The following is a 21,173-nucleotide window of genomic DNA, read 5'->3' on the forward strand; positions in this document are numbered from 1 at the left end:
GTTCAATCGCCTTTGATTTTTCGCTCGCGGATCAGCTGGCCGAAGCGCTTGCTGTCGGCCTGGCCGCGGTCGCCGAACTCCTGCGGCGACATCGGGGCCGGGATCGCGCCGATCGCGTCCATGCGCTGCTGGAAGGCGGGGCTGCGCAGCACCTTGTTGATCTCGGTGTTCAGGCGCGCCACCACGGCCGGCGGCGTGCCGCCGGGCGCGTAGAAGCCGAAGAAGGTGTCGGCGTCGAAGCCCTTGAGGCCCACCTCGTCGAGCGTGGGCACGTCCGGGAACTGCGGCGACCGCTTGGGGCTGCCCACGGCCAGCAGCTTCAGCTTGCCGCTCTTCACGTGCTGCAGGCCGATGCCCGGGTCGAACATGAAGTCGATCTGCCCGCCCAGCAGGTCCTGCATCGCCGGAGCCGCGCCGCGGTACGGGATGTGGGTGGCGAACACGTTCCCCTGCACCTTCATCATCTCGCCGGCCAGGTGGGGCGAGCTGCCGTTGCCCGGCGACCCGTAGGACAGCTTGCCCGGGTTGGCCTTCAGGTGGGCCAGGAACTCGCGCGCATTGTTCGACGGCACCTTCTGCGGATTCACCTCCAGGAACACCAGCACGCGGGCCGCGGCGGCCACCGGCACCAGGTCCTTGGTGGGATCGAAGGGCATGCGGTCGTACAGGTGCGGGTTGATCGACACCGTGCCGCCGGAGCTCATGAGCAGCGTGTGGCCGTCGGCCGCCTGCTTGGCGACGAAGTCGCCGGCGATGTTGCCGTTCGCCCCCGCGCGGTTCTCCACCACGACCGGCTGGCCGAGCGCCTGCGACAGCGGCTCGGACACGGCGCGCGCGATCTGGTCGGCGGCGCCGCCCGGCGGGAAGCTCACGATCACGCGGACCGGCTTGCTGGGGAAGGCCTGGGCCAGCGTCAGCCCGGGCAGGGCGCAGGCGGCCACGGCCGCGGCCAGCACGCCGCGGCGGGCCAGGGTGGTCAGTCGTTGGTTGCGTTGCATGGATGCGTCTCCTTGTTGCTGTGTCTTGTCGGTCGGCGAGGACTGTAGCAGCCGCTCAATGCACCTTCGCCTGCACTTCATCGGCCAGGCCGCGCGGCTTGCGCACCCAGCGGATGGGCACCGCCTTCACGGGCCGCGGCGGCGCGCCGTGCTGCACCAGCGTGGCGTCCAGCGCCTTGCCGGCATCGTCGGCCAGCGCCGCTTCGCGCGCGGCGCGCACGGCCTTCGCCGCTTCCTCGGCGCGGCCGCCGTGGGCCAGGTGATCCAGCACGTGCAGCAGGTTTTCCTTGCCCCGCTCGTTGGTCGAACCGTAGCCCTTGATGAGCCGGCCGCACAGCGCGATCTCGTGGCCCAGCGCCCAGCTGCGCTGCGTGCCCTGGACCACGCCCTGCAGCCACTTGTCGATCATCCGCTGCTCCAGCGCGAAGCGGCTGCCGCGCACGCGCAGCCACTTCATCGAAGCGAGCGTGCGCAGCGCCACCATGCCGAAGACGCTGTGCGTGCCGATCTTCAGCGGCATCGCCCAGGGCTGCTTGCCCGTGCGCACGCGCTTGCGGTCCCAGGCGACCAGCCGGCCGGCCAGGCCTTCGGGCAGCAGCGCGGCGAACTCGGGCACGCCGGGCTTGAAGTGGTCGTACAGCTTCAGCAGGTCGTCCTCGCCCGCCTTGACTTCGCCCTGCACGCGCTGCCAGCGCGAGGCGCGGCTCTTGAGGTCGGCGACCCGCACGATGTCGTCGAAGGCCATCCACAACGCCAGCCAGCGCGCCATCTCTTTCGTGACGGCATGGCCGTTCGCGCCGGCCGGGTCGGCCTCGCGCTCGGCGGCCAGTACCGACTGCAGCCGCTGCACGTACAGCTCGGCGTACTTCGCGCCCTGGTAGTCCAGCAGCCGCTGGTAGCCCAGGCCGAACATCTCGCGCACGGTCTGCGGGAAGGCTTCGGCGTGCTGGTGCTGCGGCGGCGAGGCTTGCGGCGCCAGCGTGCCGGCCGGCATCGCTTGCGGCGCGAGCACCTGTTCCAGGTACTGCGACTGCTGGCGGCCTTGCGCGACGATGTCGAACGCCCTGGCGAAGCCGCGCAGGCTCGCTTCCGCGCCCTTGCCGCCGGCCTTGACGACGGCTTCGTAGGCGCTGCGCTGGAACGGGAACAGCCCGCTGCCGGCGATGGCGCCCAGCATCACTGCGCTGACGACCGTGCCCGCCTCTCGCGCGATGCCCGCCATGTCGAAGACCTGGTGCTGCTTGCTGAACTGGCGCACCAGTTTGAGCATGTCTTCGGGGTCGGCCCGGCCGTCGCCCAGCTGCATGCGCTCCTGCGTGGTGAGCGTGCGCGCCGAAGACGTGATCACCAGCGTGCGGTCCGGCGCCGTCATGCCGTTGCCGACCTGGCGGGCCGTCTCCAGCAGCTCGGAGGAGACCATCGCATCCAGCGCGCCGGGCACCGGGTTCAGGCTGAACACGGGGCGCTTGCCGCCGAGGTCCGCCATGGGCACGGGGAACACCTCGATGTAGTAGGTGGTCGCGCCGGTGCGCTGGGCCACGCCGGGGATCGACGTCGCCTGCGCCGGATAGCCGGCGTGGCGCGCGATGTCGATGAGCCATTCGGTCAGCACGCCGCCGCCTTCGCCGCCGAGGGCGCAGACCAGGAGGGAGATGGAACGGTGTTTCATGCGGGCTGGAGCGCGCGGACGACGGCGCTGCGGAAGGAGTTCAGGAGACGTTCGTGCCACTTGGGGTTCTGCACGACCTCGGCGCGGTAGAAGCTGGGGCACAGCGTGGCCGCGTGCGCGTTGGCGCCGCACAGGCCGCAGCCCACGCAGCCGTCGATCACGGTGGCCACCGGGTCCACCTTCAGCGGATCGGGGTTGTCCTTGAGTGTGAGCGTGGGGCAGCCCGACAGGCGGATGCAGGCGTGGTCGCCGTTGCAGACGTCCTCGTCCACGCCGTACTTCACGCGCACGACGCGCTCGCCCTTCTTCAGCAGGCTGGCGATCCAGGGCTTGACGCGGCGTTGCCGCTCCAGCTGGCATTCGCCTTCCGCCACGATCACCTTCAGCCCGTTGAAGTCGCTGGTGAACGCGTCGGTCAGCGTGGCACGCATCTGCTCCACCTCGTAGGTGTGCACCGTGCGCATCCACTGCACGCCCAGGCCCTTCAGCGCGGACTCGATGGTCTGGTTGGTATGGACGATGCTCTTCGACTTGTCGCTCGCCGCTTCCTTGGCGGCGTCCTTCGGCGTGGAGATGATCTCCTGCGTGCCGGTGGCGGAGGTGTAGCCGTTCTTGAAGATCAGCAGCACGGCGTCGTCGCCGTTGAAGAGCGCGCTCTGCACGCCCGTGAGCAGGCCGTTGTGCCAGAACCCGCCGTCGCCCATGATGGCCAGCGTGCGCTTCTGCATCATCGGCGAGACGCCGGCGCGCGAGGCGAGCGACATGCCGTAGCCCAGGATCGAATGGCCCATCGAGAAGGGCTCGAAGGTGCCGAAGGCGTGGCAGCCGATGTCGGCCGCGATGTGCACCTTGCCGATCTGCTCCTGCGCCAGCTTGAGCGCCGAGAACACCGGCCGCTCGGGGCAGCCGATGCAGAAGCCCGGCGGACGCGCCGGCAGCGGCTTGGCCAGCGCGGCGGCCGCGGCCTGGCGGCGGTCGGTGTTCGCGGCCAGCCAGCGGCGCGCGTCTTCGCTGGCCGCGCCCGGCAGGTAGCTGGTGGTGAAGTGCACGAGGCCGTTGGAGACGACTTCCACCGAGTATTCGCCGCCGGAGGGCAGCAGGTCCTTGCCGTGCAGCTTCGTCTGGATGTCGCGGCGGCGCAGCAGCGTGGCGATCTCCTGCTCGATGTATTCGGGCTGGCCTTCCTCGACCACCAGCACGGCGCGCTTGCCGGCGCAGAAGTCCGCAACCTGTTCCGGCACCAGCGGATACGTCACGTTCAGCACCAGCAGGGGGACGTCGGCGTTGCCGAAGGCGTCGGCCAGGCCCAGTTGCTGCAGCGAGCGGACCAGCGAGTTGTAGAGACCGCCCTGGACGATGATGCCGACGTCCTGGTGGCGGCCGTCGAACAGTTCGTTGAGCTTGTTCTCCAGAATGTACCGGCGGGCGGCGGGGATGCGCTGCTCCCCCTTGAGCTTCTCGTGGCGGAAGGTCACCGGCGGGTGCGCCAGCTTCATGTAGTCGAAGCCGGCGGGGTTCTCCATCAGCTGGCGCGTGGAGACGGCCGGCTTCACGTTGTCCTTCGTCTGGAAGCTGCCGCGCACGTGGCAGGCGCGGATGCGCAGCTCCAGGATGGAGGGCATGTTCGACGCTTCGGACAGCCGGAACCCTTCCTCCACCATCCGCGTCATCACGCCCAGGTCGGGACGCGGGTCGAGCAGGCACATGCTGGACTTCAGCGCGAAGGCATGGGTGCGTTCCTGGATCACGGACGCGCCTTCACCATAGTCCTCGCCGACGACGATCAGCGCGCCGCCCGTCACGCCGGGCGACGACAGGTTGGACAGCGCATCGGCGGCAACGTTCGTGCCGACGATGGACTTCCAGGTGACGGCCCCGCGCAGCGGGTAGTGGATGGAAGCGCCCAGCATCGCGGCGGCGGACGCTTCGTTGGAACAGGCCTCGACGTGCACGCCGAGCTCGTCCATGTAGTCCTTGGCCTGGACCATCACGTCCAGCAGGTGCGACACCGGCGCGCCCTGGTAGCCGCCGATGTAGGCGACGCCGGACTGCAGCAGCGCCTTGGTGATGGCGAGGATGCCCTCGCCGTGGAAGGTCTCGCCGGCGCCGAGGCGCAGCGATTCGATTTCCTTGCTGAATGAAACTTCCAAAGCGCGGTCTCCTGGAGCAACCGCGCAGTGTCCCCGCTCCCGCGTCATCAATCAATAAAATGAGGCGACTAAGCGGTATCAGCCCAATGCATATCAAAGACCTCGACCTCAACCTGCTGCGGCTGTTCGACGCGGTCTACCGCACGGGCAACGTCAGCCGTGCCGCGGAGCTGCTGGACCTCACCCAGCCCGCCGCGAGCCAGGGGCTCAGCCGGCTGCGGGCGCTGCTCCACGACCCGCTGTTCACGCGCACGGCGCGCGGCATGCAGCCGACGCCGAAGGCGCAGCGGCTGGCCGACCCGGTGCGGGAGGCGCTGGCCACCATCGAGCAGGCGCTCGGGGAGACGGCCGGCTTCGAGCCGGCGCGCTCCTCGCGCACCTTCCGCATCCACCTGAGCGACATCGGCGAGAGCCGCTTCCTGCCGGAGCTGATGGTGGCCCTGCGGCAGCGCGCGCCGAACCTGCGCGTCGAGACCCGGCCCGTGCCGCGCGAGGAGATCACGGGTGCCCTGGATTCCGGCCGGATCGACATCGCGATCGGCTTCCTGCCGACCGCGCGCGAGACGCGGCAGCTGCGCCTGCTGCAGGACCGCTACGTGGTGCTGCTGCGCGCGGGGCATCCGTTCGCCCGGAAGCGCCGCACGGGTGCCGCGCTGAAGGCGGGCCTGCGCGAGCTGGAGTTCGTGGCCGTGCGCACGCACGCGGCGACACTGGGCATCCTGCAGCAGGTGCAGCTGGAGGACCGCCTGCGGTTGGTGACGGAGCACTTCCTCGCCCTGCCCACCATCGTGCGGGCGACCGACCTGGCGGCGGTGGTGCCGCGCAACATCGCGCAGGGCTTCGGCGAGGGTTACACGATCGTCGAACCGGCGTTCCCGGAACGGGACTTCGCCGTCTCGCTGCACTGGAGCCGGCGCTTCGAGGCGGATCCGGGCAACCGCTGGCTGCGCGACGTGGTGGAAGAGCTGTTCAGGGAGTGAGGACGGCCGCGACCTTGCGCCGTTCGGTGCGCCACTGGCGGTAGGCGCACATGGCGTCCGGTCCCAGCTTCAGCTGCACGGCCGCGCCGAGGCCGAGCTGCGTGTCGAGGGCGGGGGGCGGCGTGCCGTCCCAGTGCAGCATCGCAAGGGCCAGTTCGAGGGCGGCCACCGCTTCCTCGTCCCCAGGCTGCGCCGCCTCCGGCTGGGCCAGCCGGCGCTGCAGGTCCAGCAGCAGGCGCTGCAGGAAATCGAGTTCCGTGCGGGCGAGTTCGACCTTGGGTGCATCCATCCGCGCAGGTTCACCGCTGGCGGCCGCACGGCTTGTCAGCCGGTTGCGGTTCGTGGATCAGGAAGAGGGCAGCATCCGTGTAGGCCGGAACGGCACGAGGCGCGCTACCGCGCCTGCAGCTTCGCCAGCCGGTCGGCGGCTTCGCGCTTGCCGATGCCGCGCAGCGCCGCGATCGCCTCCAGCTGGCGGGCGCGCGGGCGGGATTCGCCATGCTCCCACTTGTAGACGGACTGGCCCGAAACGCCGAGCAGGGTGGCGAAGTCCGCGGCGGAGAGGCCGAGCTTGCGGCGCTGGGCCGCCAGCCGCGTCGCACTGAAGCGGCGTGGCGTGCCTTCCTGTGCCCCGGCGCCTTCCTCCTGCGCAGCCGCGGCGGCGCGGCTGCCGCCGCGGCCCACCCGCTTGAGTTCGCGCTCGAGCGCGTCCACGCGCCGGCGCAGCGCGGCGATGTGGCTGCGGTAGGCGGCGGAGGCTTTCTTGAGTTCCTGCGTCTGGGCGCGGACTTCCTTGCGCGCAAGACGAGCGATCTCGTCCTTGAAGACTGTGGCGATATTGGGCATGTGATCCTGGCATCGCCGCGCCACCCTGGCGGCTGCGGTCGTGGCTCCCTGGGCTCCATCATAGTGGCCGGCCCGGAGGCCCGCCGCGCTGCGACACAATGCAGCGATGCCTGAACTCCAGCTCGCGGTGATCGACGTCAAGCCGGGCGCGGCGATGGAAAGCCAGTCCGGACTGCAACTGCTGCGGCCCCGCATCTATGGCGCGTGGCGCGAAGCCGCGGGACCCAAGCGCGCCGCCGCCATCGTCATGCACCCCGCGAGCAACTTCATGGGGCACTACCTGATCGCGCCGCTGGCCGAACGCGGCGTCGCCTGCATGGGCCTGAACTCGCGCTATGCGGGCAACGACACGCTGCTGCTGATGGAGCGGGTCATCCAGGACCTGGGCGCGGGCGTGCAGTTCCTGCGGGCGCAGGGCTACGACAAGGTTGTGCTGGTCGGCAACTCGGGTGGCGCCGCGCTCTCGGCGTTCTACCAGGCGCAGGCCGAGCTTCTCGACATCGATACGATGCTGGACGGCGACCCCGCGAACCTGTCGCCCGCCGACCTGCCGCCGGTGCAGGGTCTCGCGCTGTGCGCCGCGCACGAGGGCCGCTCCACCCTGATGCGCCACTGGATCGACCCTTCCCTCACCGACGAGCGCGACGTGCTCTCCGTCGACCCCGCGCTCGACATGTACGACGCGCGCAACGGGCCTCCGTACGCCCACGACTTCCTGGAGCGCTTCCGCCACGCGCAGCAGCGGCGCTACGAGCGCGTCGATGCCTGGGTGGGCGAGCGGCTGCGGCAACTGCGGGCGCAGACGGCGCCGGGCAGCCCGCGCGACGAGGTGTTCGTCGTGCACCGCACGCACGCGGACCCGCGCTTCCTGGATCTCTCGCTGGACCCGAACGACCGCGAAGCCGGCAGCGTCTGGGGCAGCGGGCCGGCGGGGGCGCGCGGCGTCAACTACGCGGCCAGCCAGATGGGCCGCATCACCTCCCTGACCGGCTGGCTGTCGCAATGGTCGCCGCGCAGCCGTGCCGATGGGCCGTCGAACCTGGCGCGCACCTCGGTTCCCGTCCTGCTGTGCACCCACACCGCCGACCCGTCCACCTTCCCGAGCACCCGTGACGCCTGGCTGCGCGCGGGCGGCGACCGCATCCGCAACGTCGACATCCAGGGCGGGAACCACTACCTCGCTGGCCAGCCGGGGCACGTGCGGGAGGTGGCGGATGCGATGGCGGACTGGATCCTGCGGCTGTGACTTCCGCCACGTTCAGGCCGAACATCGGCAGGCGGATGGGCTTTGTGGTCCGTGTCCTACAAGCGAATTCGTAACGAAAGGCATAGAGTTCGCTTCCCCTCACGGGAGAAGCCATGCAGCCCCACCCCACGCGCCCCGCAGCCGTCCCCAAGCCCGCGATCCGGACCATCCGGCGGCATGGGGATGCAACGGGTGGCGACGGCGAGGCGCAGCGGCGCAAGCGGCAACCCGCGGGTTCGCTCGACAACGTCCGCGTCGTGTTCTGGGAAGCCTATCGCCACCTCTTCCCGGCCCATGCGATGGCCGCGCAGACGTCGGGCGGCAACCTGGTGATCTCCTGGTCGGTGCAGGACGACCCGCATGCGCGCTATTCGTACGCCGCCCCGGTCATGCTGCGCTTCGACCCGGCGCTGCTGGAGGTCATGTGGAAGTCGGAAGCGCGCGGCCGCATGCGCATCGCGCAGCACCACGAGCCGACGCTGCGCGAAGGCCTGCGCGGCTACGACCCGTTCACTCGCTTCCCGAACGCGCGGGTGGTCTGCATCGGCTGATGCCGCACGCGGTTCAGCCGGCCTCGCGGCCCGACTGCCGCAGCAGCGACCACGCGACGCCGCCCAGCAGGGCGACACCCAGCAGCAGCACGAGCCACAGGCCCGCGGTCTTGCCGTCCACCCCGCGCGGCAGCCAGCCAGGGCCTCCGGTCGCGGGCGCTGCCGCGACGTCCACGGACGCGATGCGCGCGGCGGGCAGCGCCTCGACGGCGGTCGCGGTCGTCGCCGCCAGCATGCCCAGGGGCAGCGCCGAGGCACGCACCCCCGCGCTTCCCGCCACGAGCCGGTACGGCCCGGCGGTGCCCGCCGCGAAGACCACGTCGACCGGCTGGAACAGCACCCGCAACGTGAGGGGCACGCCCTCCAGCCGCACGCCGTGCGTGGCTTCCACGCGCAGGGTTCCGGCCGACACGGCCGGCAGCGCGATGGCGGGGTTGGTGCTCTCCTGGCCGGCCGGTCCCAGGCGGTAGACGACGGCCTGCGCGAGCGGTCGCCACGGCTCGGGCGGCTGGCCGCGTCCAAGCACGCGGACGGGCACCAGCGTGTTCGCGCGCGGGGTGCCCAGTTCCAGCATGGACACCGGGGTGGCGAAGCCGAGCGGCCATTCCACGGCCGATGCCCCGTCGGGCGCGGGTGCGGGCAGCACCAGGGCCGGCAGTTCGCGCGCGGGTGCGGCCGAGGCGAGGAGGCCGACCACCGACTCGACGCGCACGCCTTCCTGGCCGCTCCAGTCCAGGCGCAGGTAGCGGTCCTTCAGGCGCAGCGGGGCGGAGAGTTCGAGGCGGTCGTTGGCGGGCGCGCCTTCGCCGTCGAAGCGGAAGATGCGGCCCCGCGCCGGTACCGGCGTCCATTCCGCCAGGTCGGCGCTCTTCGACAGCGTGAACTGCACGGGCACGTTGGGCGGCAGTTGCGCGCGCACGATGAAGCCGCCCACGTCGGCCGCGAGCTGGCGCGTGTCGAAGAGCGCGGCGGGCAGCGGCGTCGTGCCGGGAGGCTGCTGCGCCGCGGCGTCCCCGAACTGCACCCACACCGACTGCCGGTCCCCGTTCTGCCGGGCCCGCAGCTGCAGCGTGCCCTTGGGCGCCCGCGATCCCGCGGGCGCGGCATGCAGGGGCAGCGCGCGGATCGCGGCGGTCTGCTGCGGCGGCGCGGCGGCGGGCCGTGGCGGGGTGGCGAGCGCGAAGGGCACCGGCTGTCCCTGCGCATCGAACACCCGCAGGTCCCCGGCGTCGCGCGACTGCAGCCGCGCGAGCGCCTCGGCCGGCAGCGGCACGCGCATCAGGCCCTGGTGCCCGGCCGTGTCCAGCGTGGCGCGCCAGGCGAAGGTGTCCGGTCGCGGTTCCTGTGCGGACGCGAGCAGCGACGTGGCGGCCAGCGCGAAGGCGGCGATGCGGCGGATGCTCAAGGGGTTGCCTCCTGCAGGTTGCCGGCCGCTCGCGGCGGCGCCGTGCGCGCCGGCGGCAGCGGCGCGAACCAGCCGACCACCAGCATCAGCAGTCCGACGGCGATGAACACGATGATGCGCTCGGAGCCGCCGCGGTTGGAGAGGTCCACGACGAACAGCTTGAGCACGGTGATGCCCAGCAGCGCCGCGCCCAGCATCCAGGCGGGGCGCAGTGCGCGCTTGTGCGCGCCCACCATCAGGCCCAGCGCGATCACGGTCCAGAGGATGGAGTAGCCCGCCTGCACCAGGAAGGAGTCGAACAGCGCGTCGGCATCCCACGCCACGCCGCCCCAGTGGTGCGCGATGCGCAGCCACACCGTGTTGACGGCCACGAACGCGATGGCGCCCAGCAGGGCGAGCGGCGCCGGTCCGCGCGCCATCCCCGGCAGGACGAGCGCGCTGCGGCGCACCCTCAGCAGCCAGGCCGCGCAGATCGCCAGCGCCAGGGCCACCGAGAGGTCGGTCGGGTTCAGCAAGGGCAGGTAGGGCAGCGGGCGGGCCTCGCCGCGCGAATAGACGGCCACCACCAGTGCGCCGAGGGCAAGCGCGATGGACAGCGGTGCCGCGGCGCGCCAGGCATAGGCTGGCGTGAAGCGGTCCAGCGGCCAGCGCCTCGCGGACCCGGGTGCCTGCAGGGCCCCACGGCATGCGAGCACGAGCGCCAGCAGCACGAGGCTGCCCGCGACGAGCAGGATGACGGTGGCCCAGGCCGTCCCCCACAGCTGCGCGCGGCCGATCGCGAACACGAGCAGGTTGCCGGCCAGCAGCACCGCGAGCCACACGCCCGCGGCATGCACCCACGGCCACCACGCTTGCGGACGGCCGTCGTCCAACCGGCGCAGCATCCGCAGGTGCAGCGCGATCACCAGCGGCCACACGAGCCAGCCACCGCCCTGGAACACGTGGTCCAGGGTGGCCATGCCCCACAGCGCGGCCAGCAGCAGGACCGGTGCGTTGAGCCAGGCCGGCGTCGCGGCCACGCGCCACGGCGCGGCACGCGTCGGCAGCGCGAAGGGGTGCAGGGCGAACGCGCTCAGGACCCATCCCGCCAGCATCAGCACCAGCCGCGTCGCGCGGTCGAAGACCATGGCGTAGCTGCCCTGCGCGTCGATCACGTAACGGTGGATCTCGACCCCCAGGGCCGACTGCCACCACAGGAAACCGATCCAGAACAGCACCGGGGCCAGTCCGTGTTCCAGCCGCGCGAACGCCTGGCCGGCGCGGCTGGCGCCCTCGTCCTGCGCCGGATTCCGCGCCCACCAGGCGATGACGAGCGCCGCCGCGGCGAGCATGGCCGCGCCGATGAAGGCGGGATTCGCGACGGGGAAGCGGCCGGCGGCCATGCCGGTGCTTCCCTCGAGGTACAGGAGCGCCGCGAGCCCCTGCAGCGCGAGGGCGAAGGCGCGCGCCAGCCAGCGGCCCTGCCGCCGGCCCATCCAGTACACGCCGGCGCCTTCGACCGCCCACACTGCGGAGGTCCAGCGGCCGTCCAGCGCCAGCGGCACGGCCAGTGTCGCGAAGCCGAGGGCGAGCGCCAGGAAGCACTCGGCCAGCCAGCGGTTCACGGTGGCATCACCGCTGCGCCGCTTCAGCGTCCAGGCACCGAGCAGCACGTAGACGAAGCCGAGCGCGAGCGAGGAGAACGCCGTGGCGTACGGCATCTCGCGCACCAGGCCGGCCTGCAATCCGAACGCCACGATGGGCGTGCCGAACACCAGCGTCGCGTCGACTGCCTTGCGGGCGGGCTGCCCGTGCCGCAAGGCATAGAACAGGCTGGCCAGGACGTACACAGTGAAGAAGGCAATGAGGAAGGGCTGGGTCGACCCATAGTGCGCCGGGTCGTAGCGCAGCACGCCCCAGGCGGTGGCGATGCCGAAGGTGGAGAGGAAGCCGAGCAGGTTGAGCGGGCGCCACGCGCGCTTCCAGGCGATGACGGCGATGGCCGCACCGAGCAGCAGGTAGTAGCCGAACAGCGCGACGTGGTTGCCCTGGCCGGTGGACACGAGCAGCGGCGCGGCGAAGCCGCCGGCGAACCCGATGAAGGCGAGCGCCTGCGCGTTCAGCACGAGTGCGATCACGGCGGAGAACAGGCAGATCAGGCCCAGCGCCACGAAGGCCGCGCCCGCGGGAAGGAACTGGTACAGCCGGAACGCGGCGAAGACGGTCAGGTACAGCACCGCGATGCCCGCGCCCTGCAGCGTGGTCGCATAGCCGGTGCGCTCCGCCCGGCGGCGCATGCGCAGGCCGAAGGCGAAGAGCGCGATGCCGGCGACGCCGATCGCCGCCAGGCGCAGTTGCGGCGGCAGGAGCGCGTTCTCCACCGCGTAGCGCGCCAGGAAGGCCAGGCCGATGAACAGCACGACCACGCCCATGCGCACCACGGTGTTGCCGCCGAAGAGCCACTCCCAGGCGCGCCGGACCAGGGTGGCCGGCAGGTCGAAGACCGGGTTCGGCGGCGCAGGCGTCCGCGCGGTCGCGGGCGTCGCCGTTGCCGGACGGGGCGAGGCCGTCGCTGCCACCTGGGCCGGGGCGACGGCGGGCTGCGGCCGGACCCCGGGCGAAGACAGGGGAACGGTCGGTCCGTCCCCGGTGGCCGGCGCCGGTGCGGGCGCCACGGCGGCGGGCGCGGGCGGCTGCACAGCGGCCTGCGCACGTGCGGCCTGCAGCAGCGTCGCCGTGCGCGCAACCTCGCCACGCACCGCCTTGCGCAGGGACCACCCCGCGGCAGCGCCCAGCAGCGCACCGGCGATCGCGTGCAGCTCCTCGTTGTAGCCCGGCCAGAGCAGGCCGAGCACGGCGCCCCAGACAGCACCCCACAGAACCATGGTGATCCTCCTCAGATGGCGCCGCGAGTGTGCGGCCGCCGCGCCCTCGTGCCGGGGCGGTGTGCGGGCAGTATAGGAAATCGCTACCCGGAAGCGCACCGCACGGGACCGGCGTGGCACCGCCGGTCGCGCGGGCCTCCACGCTCAGGCGCGCAGCGCCTTCAGCACGTTCTCCGCGGTCGCCGGCGCATCCATGCGCACCGGGCCGCCGCCGCGCGCCGCCGCCGCCGCATCGCGCAAGGCTTCCCACACGCTGATGGCCAGCATGAACGGCGGTTCGCCGACGGCCTTGCTGCCGCCGACGTTGTCCTCCGGGTTCGCCTCGGGCCACAGCTCGACGCGGAAATGCGCCGGCACGTCGCCGGTCGCCGGAATCTTGTAGGTGCTGGGTGCGTGCGTGGCGAGCACGCCCTGGCCGTTCCAGACCAGCTGCTCCGTCGTCAGCCAGCCCATCCCCTGGACAAAGCCCCCCTCGATCTGGCCGATGTCGATCGCCGGGTTGATCGAGTGGCCGACGTCGTGGAGGATGTCCACCTTGAGCACGCGGTTCTCGCCGGTGAGCGTGTCGATCGCGACTTCGGTGCAGGCCGCGCCATAGGAGAAGTAGTAGAACGGCCGGCCGGTCAGCGTGTGCTTGTCGTAGTGGATCTTGGGCGTGCGGTAGAAGCCGTCGCTCCACAGCTGCACGCGCGAGTGGTACGCGTCGTCCACCAACTGCTCCCAGGGCATCACCGCGCCGGGGGTGCTCACCTGGCCGTGGGCGAAGATCACCTGTTCGGGCCGGCAGTTCTGCTTCTCCGCCACGTACTCCGCCAGCCGTTGCCGCACCTGGCGCGCGGCGAACTGCGCGGCGCGGCCGTTCAGGTCGGTGCCGCTGGAGGCCGCGGTGGCGCTGGCGTTGGGCACCTTGCCGGTGTCGGTGGCGCTGATGCGCACGCGGCCGAAGGGCACGCCGAGTTCGTCGGCCACGATCTGCAGGATCTTGGTGTGCAGGCCCTGGCCCATCTCGGTGCCGCCGTGGTTCACCTGCACGCTGCCGTCGCCGTACACGTGCACCAGCGCGCCGGCCTGGTTGAAGAAAGTGGCGGTGAAGGAGATGCCGAACTTGACCGGCGTGAGCGCGAGGCCGCGCTTGATCACCGGGCTGCCGTCGTTCCAGGCCGCGATCTCTGCCCGCCGCGCGCGATAGGCGGACGACTGCTCCAGGCGCGCGATCAGCGGCGCGAGGATGTTGTCCTCCACCGTCATGTCGTAGTGGGTGACGTTGCGCTCCGTCGTGCCGTACAGGTTGGCCCGGCGCACGTCGAGCGCGTCCTTGCCGAGCGCGCGCGCGATGTCGCCGAGGATCGCCTCCATCACGATCATCCCCTGCGGCCCGCCGAAACCGCGGAAGGCCGTGTGGCTCTGGGTGTTCGTCCTGCAGCGGTACGAAGCGATCTCCACGTCGCCCAGGAAGTACGCGTTGTCGACGTGGAACACCGCGCGATCCGCCACCGGGCCGCTCAGGTCGGCGCTGAAGCCGCAGTTCACCGCCATCGTGAGCCTCAGGCCGGCCACGCGGCCGTCGCCGTCGAAGCCCACTTCGTAGTCGTAGGCGAACGGATGCCGCTTGCCGGTGACCATGAAGTCGTCGTCGCGGTCGAGGCGCAGCTTGACGGGCCGGCGGAACTTGCGCGCCGCCAGGGCCGCCCACACGGCGATGTGCCCGGCCTGCGTTTCCTTGCCGCCGAAGCCGCCCCCCATGCGCCGGCACTCGACGCGCACGTCGTGGTTCTCCAGCCCCAGCGCATGCGCGACCCAGTGCTGCACCTCGCCGGGATGCTGCGTGCTGGAGTAGATCCACCACTGGTCCTGCTCCAGCGGCATCGCGTAGCCGACCTGGCCTTCGAGGTAGAAGTGTTCCTGCCCGCCGACGTCCAGCGAACCGGAGAGCCGGTGCGCCGCCGCGGCGATGCGCTGTTCCGGTTCGCCGCGCCGCACCGTCACCGGCTTCAGCACGAAGCTCTGCGCAGCCAGCGCCTCGCGCACGTCCAGCACGGCGGGCAGCGGCTCGATGTCCAGCCGGACCTGGCGCGCGGCGCGGCGGGCCTGCATCACGGTCTCCGCCACGACGAGGCCGACAACCTGGCCCACGTATTCCACCTTGTCGCGCGCGAAGATCGGCTCGTCGTGCACGAAGGTGGCGAGGATCGGGTCGCCGGGAATGTCCTGCGCCAGCACCACGCCCCGCACGCCCTCCATCGCCAGCGCCGCCGCAGCGTCGACGCCACGCAGGTGCCCGTGGGCCACGTTCGACAGGATGGGCGCCGCGTGCAGCGTGCCCTTCACCTCGGGGATGTCGTCGATGTAGGTGGCGCCGCCCGCCACCTGGGCGCGGGCGCTCTCGTGGACGTGCGGCTGGCCGGTGGCCGGGACGGCGGCGCCCTGCGCCAGGTGCTTGTCGGGCGCGTTCACGGCGCGAGCGCCTCCGCCACGCGGAAGTCTTCCAGGTTGACGTGCCGCACGCCCTGGCTCTCCAGCCAGAAGCGCTGCACGAGGTTGCCCAGCACCTCGGCGCGATAGGCCGCGGAGGCGCGCATGTCGCTGATCGGCCGGAACTCCGCGCGCAAGGCATCCGCCGCCCGCTGCGCGGCCTGCGCCGTCCAGGCCTGGCCGGTGAGCGCCGCTTCGGCCTGGCGTGCCCGCACCGGGGTCGCGGCGACCCCGCCGGCGCCGATGCCGGCGTGCTGCACCACGCCGCCCTGCAGGTGCAGGTTCAGCACCAGGCAGACGGCGGAAATGTCGTCGTCGTAGCGCTTGGAGATCTTGTACGCGCGCAGGAACTCGCCCGGCGCCGGCTGGGGCACCTCCAGGCGCGCCACGAGCTCGTCCGGCGCCAGCATGTTCTGGCGGTAGCCGGTGTAGAAATCCTCCAGCGGCAGCGCGCGCTCGCCGCGCGGGCCGACCAGCACCACACGCGCGCCCAGCGCGATCAGCAGCGGCATCGAATCGCCGATGGGCGAACCGTTCGCCACGTTGCCGCCCAGCGTGCCGGAGTTGCGCACGGGCAGGCCGGCGAAGCGGGACGCGAACGGCTTGAGCTGCGGGCGCTGCGCCACGAGCGCGGCGAAGGCTTCGGTGAGCGTCACGGCGGCGCCGATCACCAGCTCGCCGTCTCTCGCTTCGACGCGCCGCAGTTCCGCGACGCGCGTGACGTCGAGCACGCGCGGGAAGCGCTTGTGCATCTTGGTGATCCAGAGGCCGGCATCGGTGCAGCCGGCGACCACCTGCGCCTGCGGGTTCGCCGCGCGCAACGCCACCGCTTCGTCCAGGGTGCGCGGGTCCAGGTAGCTGCCGCTGGCCGGCACCAGCGCGCGCTTGTCCTCGAGGGCCCGCAACTGCGCCAGCACCCCGGCTTCGTCGACGGGCCGCCGCGGCAGGTCGCCCATGCGCCGGGCCGCGTCCAGGATCGGCCGGTAGCCCGTGCAGCGGCAGAGGTTGCCCGACAGTTCCTCCTGCGCCAGGGCGCGGTCGATGGCGGCGCCCCGGCAGACGTGGTTCTGGTACATGCCGAACAGGCTCATGACGAAACCCGGCGTGCAGAAGCCGCATTGCGAGCCGTGGCACTGCACCATCGCCTCCTGCGCCGGGTGCAGGCTGCCGTCGGCCGCGGCCAGGTCTTCCACCGTCCACAGCGCCATGCCGTCGATGGAGTGGGCCAGCCGGACGCAGCTGTTGATGGCCTTGTATTCCAGGGCGCCGCCGCGCGGCTCGCCGAGCACGACGGTGCAGGCGCCACAGTCGCCTTCGCCGCAACCTTCCTTGGTGCCGGTGCAGCCGAGGTCCTCGCGCAGCAGCTCCAGCAGGGTGCGGTCGGGTGGTACATTGGCCAGGCTGACGAGCTCGCCGCGCCGGACAAATCGGATCGTCTTCGCATCCATGCCGTCAGTATGGTTCCATTCGAGGGGCCACGCGCATACCGGTGTTCTTATGGGCGGGATGCACGCAAAGGTATGAGAGACCAGGACCTTTTGGACAAGATAGACCTCCACTTGATCAGGGTCTTGCATACCGTCCTCACCGAACGCAGCGTCTCGCGGGCCGCACTGAAGCTGGGCATGTACCAGCCGGCGGTGTCGGCGTCGCTCAAGCGCCTGCGCGAACTCGCCGGCGACCCGCTGCTGGTGCGCTCGGGCGCGGGGATGGTGCCTACGGATGCCGGGTTGCGCATGGTCGAACCCAGCGCAAGCATCTTGCGTGCCGCCGAAATGCTTTTCAGCGACGCGCGGGGCTTCGACGCGCAGACCACCACGACGACCTTCCGCGTGGCCGCGGCCGACTACCTCGACCCGCTGTTCCTGCCCGCGCTGGTGGCGCAGGTCAAGGCCCGGGCGCCGCGCAGCCAGGTCCAGATCCATCCGTTGTCCGCGGCCTCCGACTGCCACGCGCAGCTGGCGCAGGGCGAGGTCGACGTGGTGGTCGGCAACTGGCTCAAGCCGCCTCAGGACCTGCACCTGGGCAGGCTGGTCGAGGACGAGATCGTCTGCCTGGTCGCCGAGGACCACCCGGCGGTGCGCCGCGGCTGGTCGCCGGAGGAATGGCTGGAGGCGGAGCACATCGCCCCGACGCCGACCCACCCCGGCGCCCGCGGCGTGATCGACGAATTCCTGGAAGGGCAGGGCCTGTCCCGTAACATCACGGCCCGCTGCCCGCATTTCGGGCTGCTGCCCCGCATGGTCGCCGGCACGCTGCTGGTGCTGACGACCGGCCGGCAGTTCTGCGAACGCTTCACCCAGGCCCTGCCCGTGCGCATCCTGGACTGCCCGGTGCCCTTCCCGCCGCTGGTGTACTACCAGCTGTGGCACGAGCGCAGCCACCAGTCCGCGGCGGGACGCTGGCTGCGCGAGCGCATCAAGGCCGTGGCGGGCGGGCTGCAAGAAGGATGAAGACAGGCATGGACAGGAGAAGACCGGCGTGACCGCACCGCGACTCGAACTCGCGCACATCACCAAGCGCTACCCGGCGGTGGTCGCCAACAGCGACGTCTCGCTGACGGTGCAGCCGGGCGAGATCCACGCCGTGCTCGGCGAAAACGGCGCCGGCAAGTCCACGCTGATGAAGATCATCTACGGCGCGGTCAAGCCGGACGAGGGCAGCGTGGTGTTCGACGGCCGGCCCGTGCACATCCGCAACCCGCAGGAGGCGCGGGCGCTGGGCATCAGCATGGTGTTCCAGCACTTCAGCCTGTTCGACACGCTGACCGTGGCCGAGAACGTCTGGCTGGGCCTGGACAAGAGCCTGTCGCTGAAGCAGGTGACCGAGCGCATCGTGGCCAAGGCGCGCGAGTACGGCCTGGACGTGGAACCGACCCGGCCCGTGCACACGCTGTCGGTCGGCGAGATGCAGCGCGTGGAGATCGTGCGCGCGCTGCTGACCGACCCCAAGCTGCTGATCCTCGACGAGCCGACCTCGGTGCTGACACCGCAGGCGGTGGAGAGCCTGTTCGCGGTACTCCGCCAGCTGGGGGCGCAGGGCTGCAGCATCCTCTACATCAGCCACAAGCTGCACGAGATCCGCGCGCTGTGCAACGCCTGCACGGTGCTGCGCGGCGGCAAGGTGACCGGCGTGGCGGATCCGCGGAACGAATCCAATGCCTCGCTCTCGCGCATGATGATCGGCGCCGAGCCGCCGCAGCTGGAGCACCACGCCCGCACGCCCGGCGAGGTGGTGCTGAAGGTGCAGGGCCTGACGCTGCCGCGCGAGGACCAGTTCGGCCACGACCTGGAAGCGATCTCCTTCGAGGTGCGCGCGGGCGAGGTCGTGGGGATCGCCGGCGTGTCGGGCAACGGGCAGCGCGAGCTGCTGTTCGCGCTGTCGGGCGAGGACCGGCGCGCGGCGCCCGGCATGGTGCAGGTGGCGGGGCAGGCTGCCGGGCGGTTCGGTCCGGCGCACCGCCGCCATCTCGGCCTGCACTTCGTGCCCGAGGAGCGCCTGGGCCGCGGCGCCGTGCCGAGCCTCGGGCTGGCGCAGAACCTGCTGCTCACGCGGACCGACGCCGTGGGGCGCGGCGGCTGGATCCGGGTCGGGGCCCTGCGGCAGCAGGCCGCCGCCATCATCGAGCGCTTCAACGTGAAGGCGGGCGGCCCGGACGCCGCGGCGCGGTCGCTCTCGGGGGGCAATTTGCAGAAGTTCATCGTGGGCCGCGAGATCGACGCGAAGCCGAAGCTGCTGATCGTGTCGCAGCCCACCTGGGGCGTGGACGTGGGTGCGTCGGCGCAGATCCGCGCGGAGATCCTGGCGCTGCGCGACGCGGGCTGCGCGGTGCTGGTGCTGTCGGAGGAGCTGGAGGAGCTGTTCGAGATCAGCGACCGGCTGCACGTGATCGCCAAGGGGCGGCTGTCGCCTTCCATCGCGCGTGCCCAGGCGACGGTGTCGCGGATCGGCGAATGGATGAGCGGACTGTGGGAGGGCCGACATGCTGAAGCTTGAACCGCGGCCGGAAGCATCGCGCTTTTGGAGCCTGGCCTCCCCGCTGCTGGCGCTGGCGATCACGGTGGTGCTGGGCACGCTGCTGTTCGTGGCACTGGGCAAGGACCCGGTTCAGGGCCTGCGCGTGTTCTTCTGGGAGCCGGTGAGCAACGCCTACCGCATCGGCGAGCTGCTGGTGAAGGCGACGCCGCTGCTGCTGATCGCGCTGGGCCTGGCGGTGTGCTTCCGGTCCAACGTGTGGAACATCGGCGCCGAGGGCCAGTTCGTGATCGGCGCGCTGGCCGCGGGCGGCATCGCGCTGATGGCCGGCAAGGACACCAGCCGGCTGATCGTCATCGCGATCCTGCTGGCGGGCGTGCTGGGCGGCATGGCGTGGGCGGGCCTCACCGCGCTGCTGCGCGACCGCTTCAACGCCAACGAGATCCTGGTCAGCCTGATGCTGGTCTACGTGGCCACGCTGGTCCTGAACTACATGGTGTTCGGGCCGTGGAAGGACCCGGGCGGCTACAACTTCCCGCAGACCAAGACCTTCGCGAGCGCGACCCAGGTGCCCCGGCTGATGCAGGGCTCGCGGGTGAGCATCGGCGCGTTGCTCGCGCTGGCCGGCGTCGCGGCCCTGTGGGTCTACCTGTTTCGCACCCGCGCCGGCTTCGCGCAGCAGGTCGGCGGGCTGGCGCCGGCAGCGGCGCGCTATGCGGGCTTCTCTTCCCGCAGGGCCCTCTGGACGGCGCTCCTGATCTCCGGCGGCGCCGCGGGTCTGGCGGGCGCGCTGGAAGTCGCCGGCCCCATCGGCCAGCTCACGCCCTACGTGCCGGCCGGCTACGGCTTCGCCGCGATCATCGTCGCCTTCGTCGGCCGGCTGCATCCCGTCGGCATGGTGTTCTCGGCCCTCCTCATGAGCATGTTCTACATCGGTGGCGAGCTGGCGCAATCCCGCCTGGGCCTGCCGAAGTCGCTGACCGGCGTGTTCCAGGGCCTGCTGCTGTTCACGCTGCTCGCCTGCGACACGCTCATGGCTTATCGCATCCGCCTGAAGCCCGCCGCGAAGGCGGCCGCCTGACATGGAAAGCTACGCACTCCTCTTCGCCTCCATGCTCAACGCCGGCACCGTGCTGGCGCTCGCGGCACTGGGCCTCCTGATCAACGAGAAGGCCGGCATCGTCAACCTGGGCGCCGAGGGCATGATGCTGTGCGCGGCCATCGCCGGCTTCGCCACCGTGGTGCACACCGGCAGCGACTGGATCGGTTTCGCCGCCGGCATGGGCGCGGGCGCGCTGCTCGCCGCCGCCTTCGGCGTGCTGGCGATCTGGATGAACACCAACCAGTACGCGACCGGCCTGGCGCTGAGCCTGTTCGGCGCGGGCTTCTCCGCGTTCGCCGGCATCAAGTACGTGCAGGAGAAGCTGCCGGAGCGGCCGCACTTCGCCGTGCCCTTCCTCGCCGACATCCCGCTGCTCGGGCCCGCCATGTTCCGCCAGCACCCGATGGTCTACATCGCGATCGCGCTGGTCGCCTGGCTGGTCTGGTTCCTGTACCGCTCGCGCACGGGGCTGGTGCTGCGCTCGGTGGGCGAGTCGCCGGAGTCCGCGCACGCGCTCGGCTACAACGTGCGCGTGATGCGCATGCTGGCGGTCATCGCCGGCGGTGCGCTGTGCGGGCTGGCCGGCGCCTACCTGGTGATCATCTACACGCCGCTCTGGGTCGAGGGCGTCACCGCGGGCCGCGGCTGGATCGCCCTGGCGCTCACCACCTTCGCCACCTGGCGCCCGGCACGCGTGTTGCTTGGTGCCTACCTGTTCGGCGGCGTGACCATGCTGCAGTTCCACCTGCAGGGCAGCGGCGTCGACGTGGCCAGCGAGTTCCTGAGCATGCTGCCGTACGTGGCGACGATCGTGGTGCTGGCCCTGATCTCGCGCAACCCGGCGTGGATCCGGGTCAACATGCCGGCCTCGCTTGGAAAGCCGTTTTACCCCGGTTCATAATCCTGCCTTCGCAC

At 71.4% G+C, this 21,173-nt stretch carries 16 protein-coding genes; 7 read left to right on the plus strand and 9 right to left on the minus strand.

The window, feature by feature from the left end:
• Positions 1-2: 2 nt before the first annotated feature.
• The 3 genes from IM787_RS17340 to IM787_RS17350 are packed head-to-tail and all read right to left on the minus strand — an operon-like array spanning position 3 to position 4,817.
• Complete coding sequence (locus IM787_RS17340) at positions 3-998, minus strand: Bug family tripartite tricarboxylate transporter substrate binding protein (RefSeq protein WP_193677965.1); 996 nt, start codon at positions 996-998, stop codon at positions 3-5.
• Between the two features lie 55 nt (positions 999-1,053).
• Entirely contained in the window at positions 1,054-2,667 is a 1,614-nt protein-coding gene (locus tag IM787_RS17345) for an indolepyruvate oxidoreductase subunit beta family protein (RefSeq protein ID WP_193677966.1), read from the minus strand.
• Positions 2,664-4,817 (minus strand): thiamine pyrophosphate-dependent enzyme, encoded by a 2,154-nt coding sequence (locus IM787_RS17350; protein ID WP_193677967.1) that lies wholly within the window; start codon positions 4,815-4,817, stop codon positions 2,664-2,666. Before IM787_RS17350 ends, IM787_RS17345 begins: the two co-directional genes overlap by 4 nt.
• 86 nt (positions 4,818-4,903) lie before the next feature.
• Between IM787_RS17350 and IM787_RS17355 the strand changes: the two genes are divergently transcribed.
• Positions 4,904-5,797, plus strand: coding sequence for a LysR family transcriptional regulator (locus tag IM787_RS17355; RefSeq protein WP_193677968.1), 894 nt, complete (start codon positions 4,904-4,906; stop codon positions 5,795-5,797).
• Here the strand turns inward: IM787_RS17355 and IM787_RS17360 are convergent.
• Entirely contained in the window at positions 5,787-6,086 is a 300-nt protein-coding gene (locus IM787_RS17360; protein ID WP_193677969.1) for a hypothetical protein, read from the minus strand. The genes IM787_RS17355 and IM787_RS17360 overlap by 11 nt on opposite strands.
• A gap of 104 nt (positions 6,087-6,190) precedes the next feature.
• Positions 6,191-6,643, minus strand: coding sequence for a helix-turn-helix domain-containing protein (locus tag IM787_RS17365; protein WP_193677970.1), 453 nt, complete (start codon positions 6,641-6,643; stop codon positions 6,191-6,193).
• 106 nt (positions 6,644-6,749) lie between these two features.
• Here IM787_RS17365 and IM787_RS17370 point away from each other — a divergent pair, with 106 nt between their 5' ends.
• Positions 6,750-7,889, plus strand: a complete 1,140-nt coding sequence (locus tag IM787_RS17370; protein WP_193677971.1) for an alpha/beta hydrolase family protein — start codon at positions 6,750-6,752, stop codon at positions 7,887-7,889.
• 113 nt (positions 7,890-8,002) lie between these two features.
• Positions 8,003-8,440: a hypothetical protein gene (locus IM787_RS17375; RefSeq protein WP_193677972.1), complete on the plus strand. Its 438-nt coding sequence runs from the start codon at positions 8,003-8,005 to the stop codon at positions 8,438-8,440.
• Between the two features lie 13 nt (positions 8,441-8,453).
• On the opposite strand, the gene IM787_RS17380 is transcribed toward IM787_RS17375, so the two are convergent.
• The 4 genes from IM787_RS17380 to xdhA all read right to left on the minus strand — a co-directional run bounded on the left by IM787_RS17380 (position 8,454) and on the right by xdhA (position 16,629).
• Complete coding sequence (locus tag IM787_RS17380; RefSeq protein ID WP_193677973.1) at positions 8,454-9,845, minus strand: DUF3999 family protein; 1,392 nt, start codon at positions 9,843-9,845, stop codon at positions 8,454-8,456.
• Positions 9,842-12,709 (minus strand): DUF2339 domain-containing protein, encoded by a 2,868-nt coding sequence (locus IM787_RS17385; RefSeq protein ID WP_193677974.1) that lies wholly within the window; start codon positions 12,707-12,709, stop codon positions 9,842-9,844. Before IM787_RS17385 ends, IM787_RS17380 begins: the two co-directional genes overlap by 4 nt.
• Positions 12,710-12,853: 144 nt before the next feature.
• A complete protein-coding gene (xdhB, locus tag IM787_RS17390; protein ID WP_435531169.1) occupies positions 12,854-15,163 on the minus strand; it encodes a xanthine dehydrogenase molybdopterin binding subunit in 2,310 nt (769 codons plus the stop codon).
• Positions 15,160-16,629 carry a xanthine dehydrogenase small subunit gene (gene xdhA / locus IM787_RS17395; RefSeq protein WP_193677975.1) on the minus strand — a complete coding sequence of 490 codons (1,470 nt, stop codon included), beginning with the start codon at positions 16,627-16,629 and terminating at the stop codon, positions 15,160-15,162. Before xdhA ends, xdhB begins: the two co-directional genes overlap by 4 nt.
• 72 nt (positions 16,630-16,701) lie before the next feature.
• On the opposite strand from xdhA, the gene IM787_RS17400 reads away from it, so the two are divergent.
• The 4 genes from IM787_RS17400 to IM787_RS17415 are packed head-to-tail and all read left to right on the plus strand — an operon-like array spanning position 16,702 to position 21,159.
• Entirely contained in the window at positions 16,702-17,634 is a 933-nt protein-coding gene (locus IM787_RS17400) for a LysR family transcriptional regulator (protein ID WP_193677976.1), read from the plus strand.
• 28 nt (positions 17,635-17,662) lie between these two features.
• Entirely contained in the window at positions 17,663-19,177 is a 1,515-nt protein-coding gene (locus tag IM787_RS17405; RefSeq protein WP_193677977.1) for an ABC transporter ATP-binding protein, read from the plus strand.
• Positions 19,164-20,237: an ABC transporter permease gene (locus IM787_RS17410; protein WP_193677978.1), complete on the plus strand. Its 1,074-nt coding sequence runs from the start codon at positions 19,164-19,166 to the stop codon at positions 20,235-20,237. The genes IM787_RS17405 and IM787_RS17410 overlap by 14 nt, the downstream gene beginning before the upstream one ends.
• Position 20,238: 1 nt before the next feature.
• A complete protein-coding gene (locus IM787_RS17415) occupies positions 20,239-21,159 on the plus strand; it encodes an ABC transporter permease (protein WP_193677979.1) in 921 nt (306 codons plus the stop codon).
• Positions 21,160-21,173: the final 14 nt, after the last annotated feature.

The organism is Ramlibacter pallidus (genome assembly GCF_015070875.1).
In the GTDB taxonomy this organism is placed as follows: domain Bacteria; phylum Pseudomonadota; class Gammaproteobacteria; order Burkholderiales; family Burkholderiaceae_C; genus Ramlibacter; species Ramlibacter pallidus.

Bases quoted from the DNA above. Each gene is read 5' to 3' on its own strand.
- xdhA (WP_193677975.1), bottom strand. From the start codon at position 16,629: ATGGATGCGAAGACGATCCGATTTGTCCGGCGCGGCGAGCTCGTCAGC.
- IM787_RS17385 (WP_193677974.1), bottom strand. From the start codon at position 12,709: ATGGTTCTGTGGGGTGCTGTCTGGGGCGCCGTGCTCGGCCTGCTCTGG.
- IM787_RS17410 (WP_193677978.1), top strand. From the start codon at position 19,164: ATGCTGAAGCTTGAACCGCGGCCGGAAGCATCGCGCTTTTGGAGCCTG.
- IM787_RS17360 (WP_193677969.1), bottom strand. From the start codon at position 6,086: ATGGATGCACCCAAGGTCGAACTCGCCCGCACGGAACTCGATTTCCTG.
- IM787_RS17375 (WP_193677972.1), top strand. From the start codon at position 8,003: ATGCAGCCCCACCCCACGCGCCCCGCAGCCGTCCCCAAGCCCGCGATC.
- IM787_RS17345 (WP_193677966.1), bottom strand. From the start codon at position 2,667: ATGAAACACCGTTCCATCTCCCTCCTGGTCTGCGCCCTCGGCGGCGAA.
- IM787_RS17340 (WP_193677965.1), bottom strand. From the start codon at position 998: ATGCAACGCAACCAACGACTGACCACCCTGGCCCGCCGCGGCGTGCTG.
- IM787_RS17355 (WP_193677968.1), top strand. From the start codon at position 4,904: ATGCATATCAAAGACCTCGACCTCAACCTGCTGCGGCTGTTCGACGCG.
- IM787_RS17415 (WP_193677979.1), top strand. From the start codon at position 20,239: ATGGAAAGCTACGCACTCCTCTTCGCCTCCATGCTCAACGCCGGCACC.
- IM787_RS17365 (WP_193677970.1), bottom strand. From the start codon at position 6,643: ATGCCCAATATCGCCACAGTCTTCAAGGACGAGATCGCTCGTCTTGCG.
- IM787_RS17400 (WP_193677976.1), top strand. From the start codon at position 16,702: ATGAGAGACCAGGACCTTTTGGACAAGATAGACCTCCACTTGATCAGG.
- IM787_RS17370 (WP_193677971.1), top strand. From the start codon at position 6,750: ATGCCTGAACTCCAGCTCGCGGTGATCGACGTCAAGCCGGGCGCGGCG.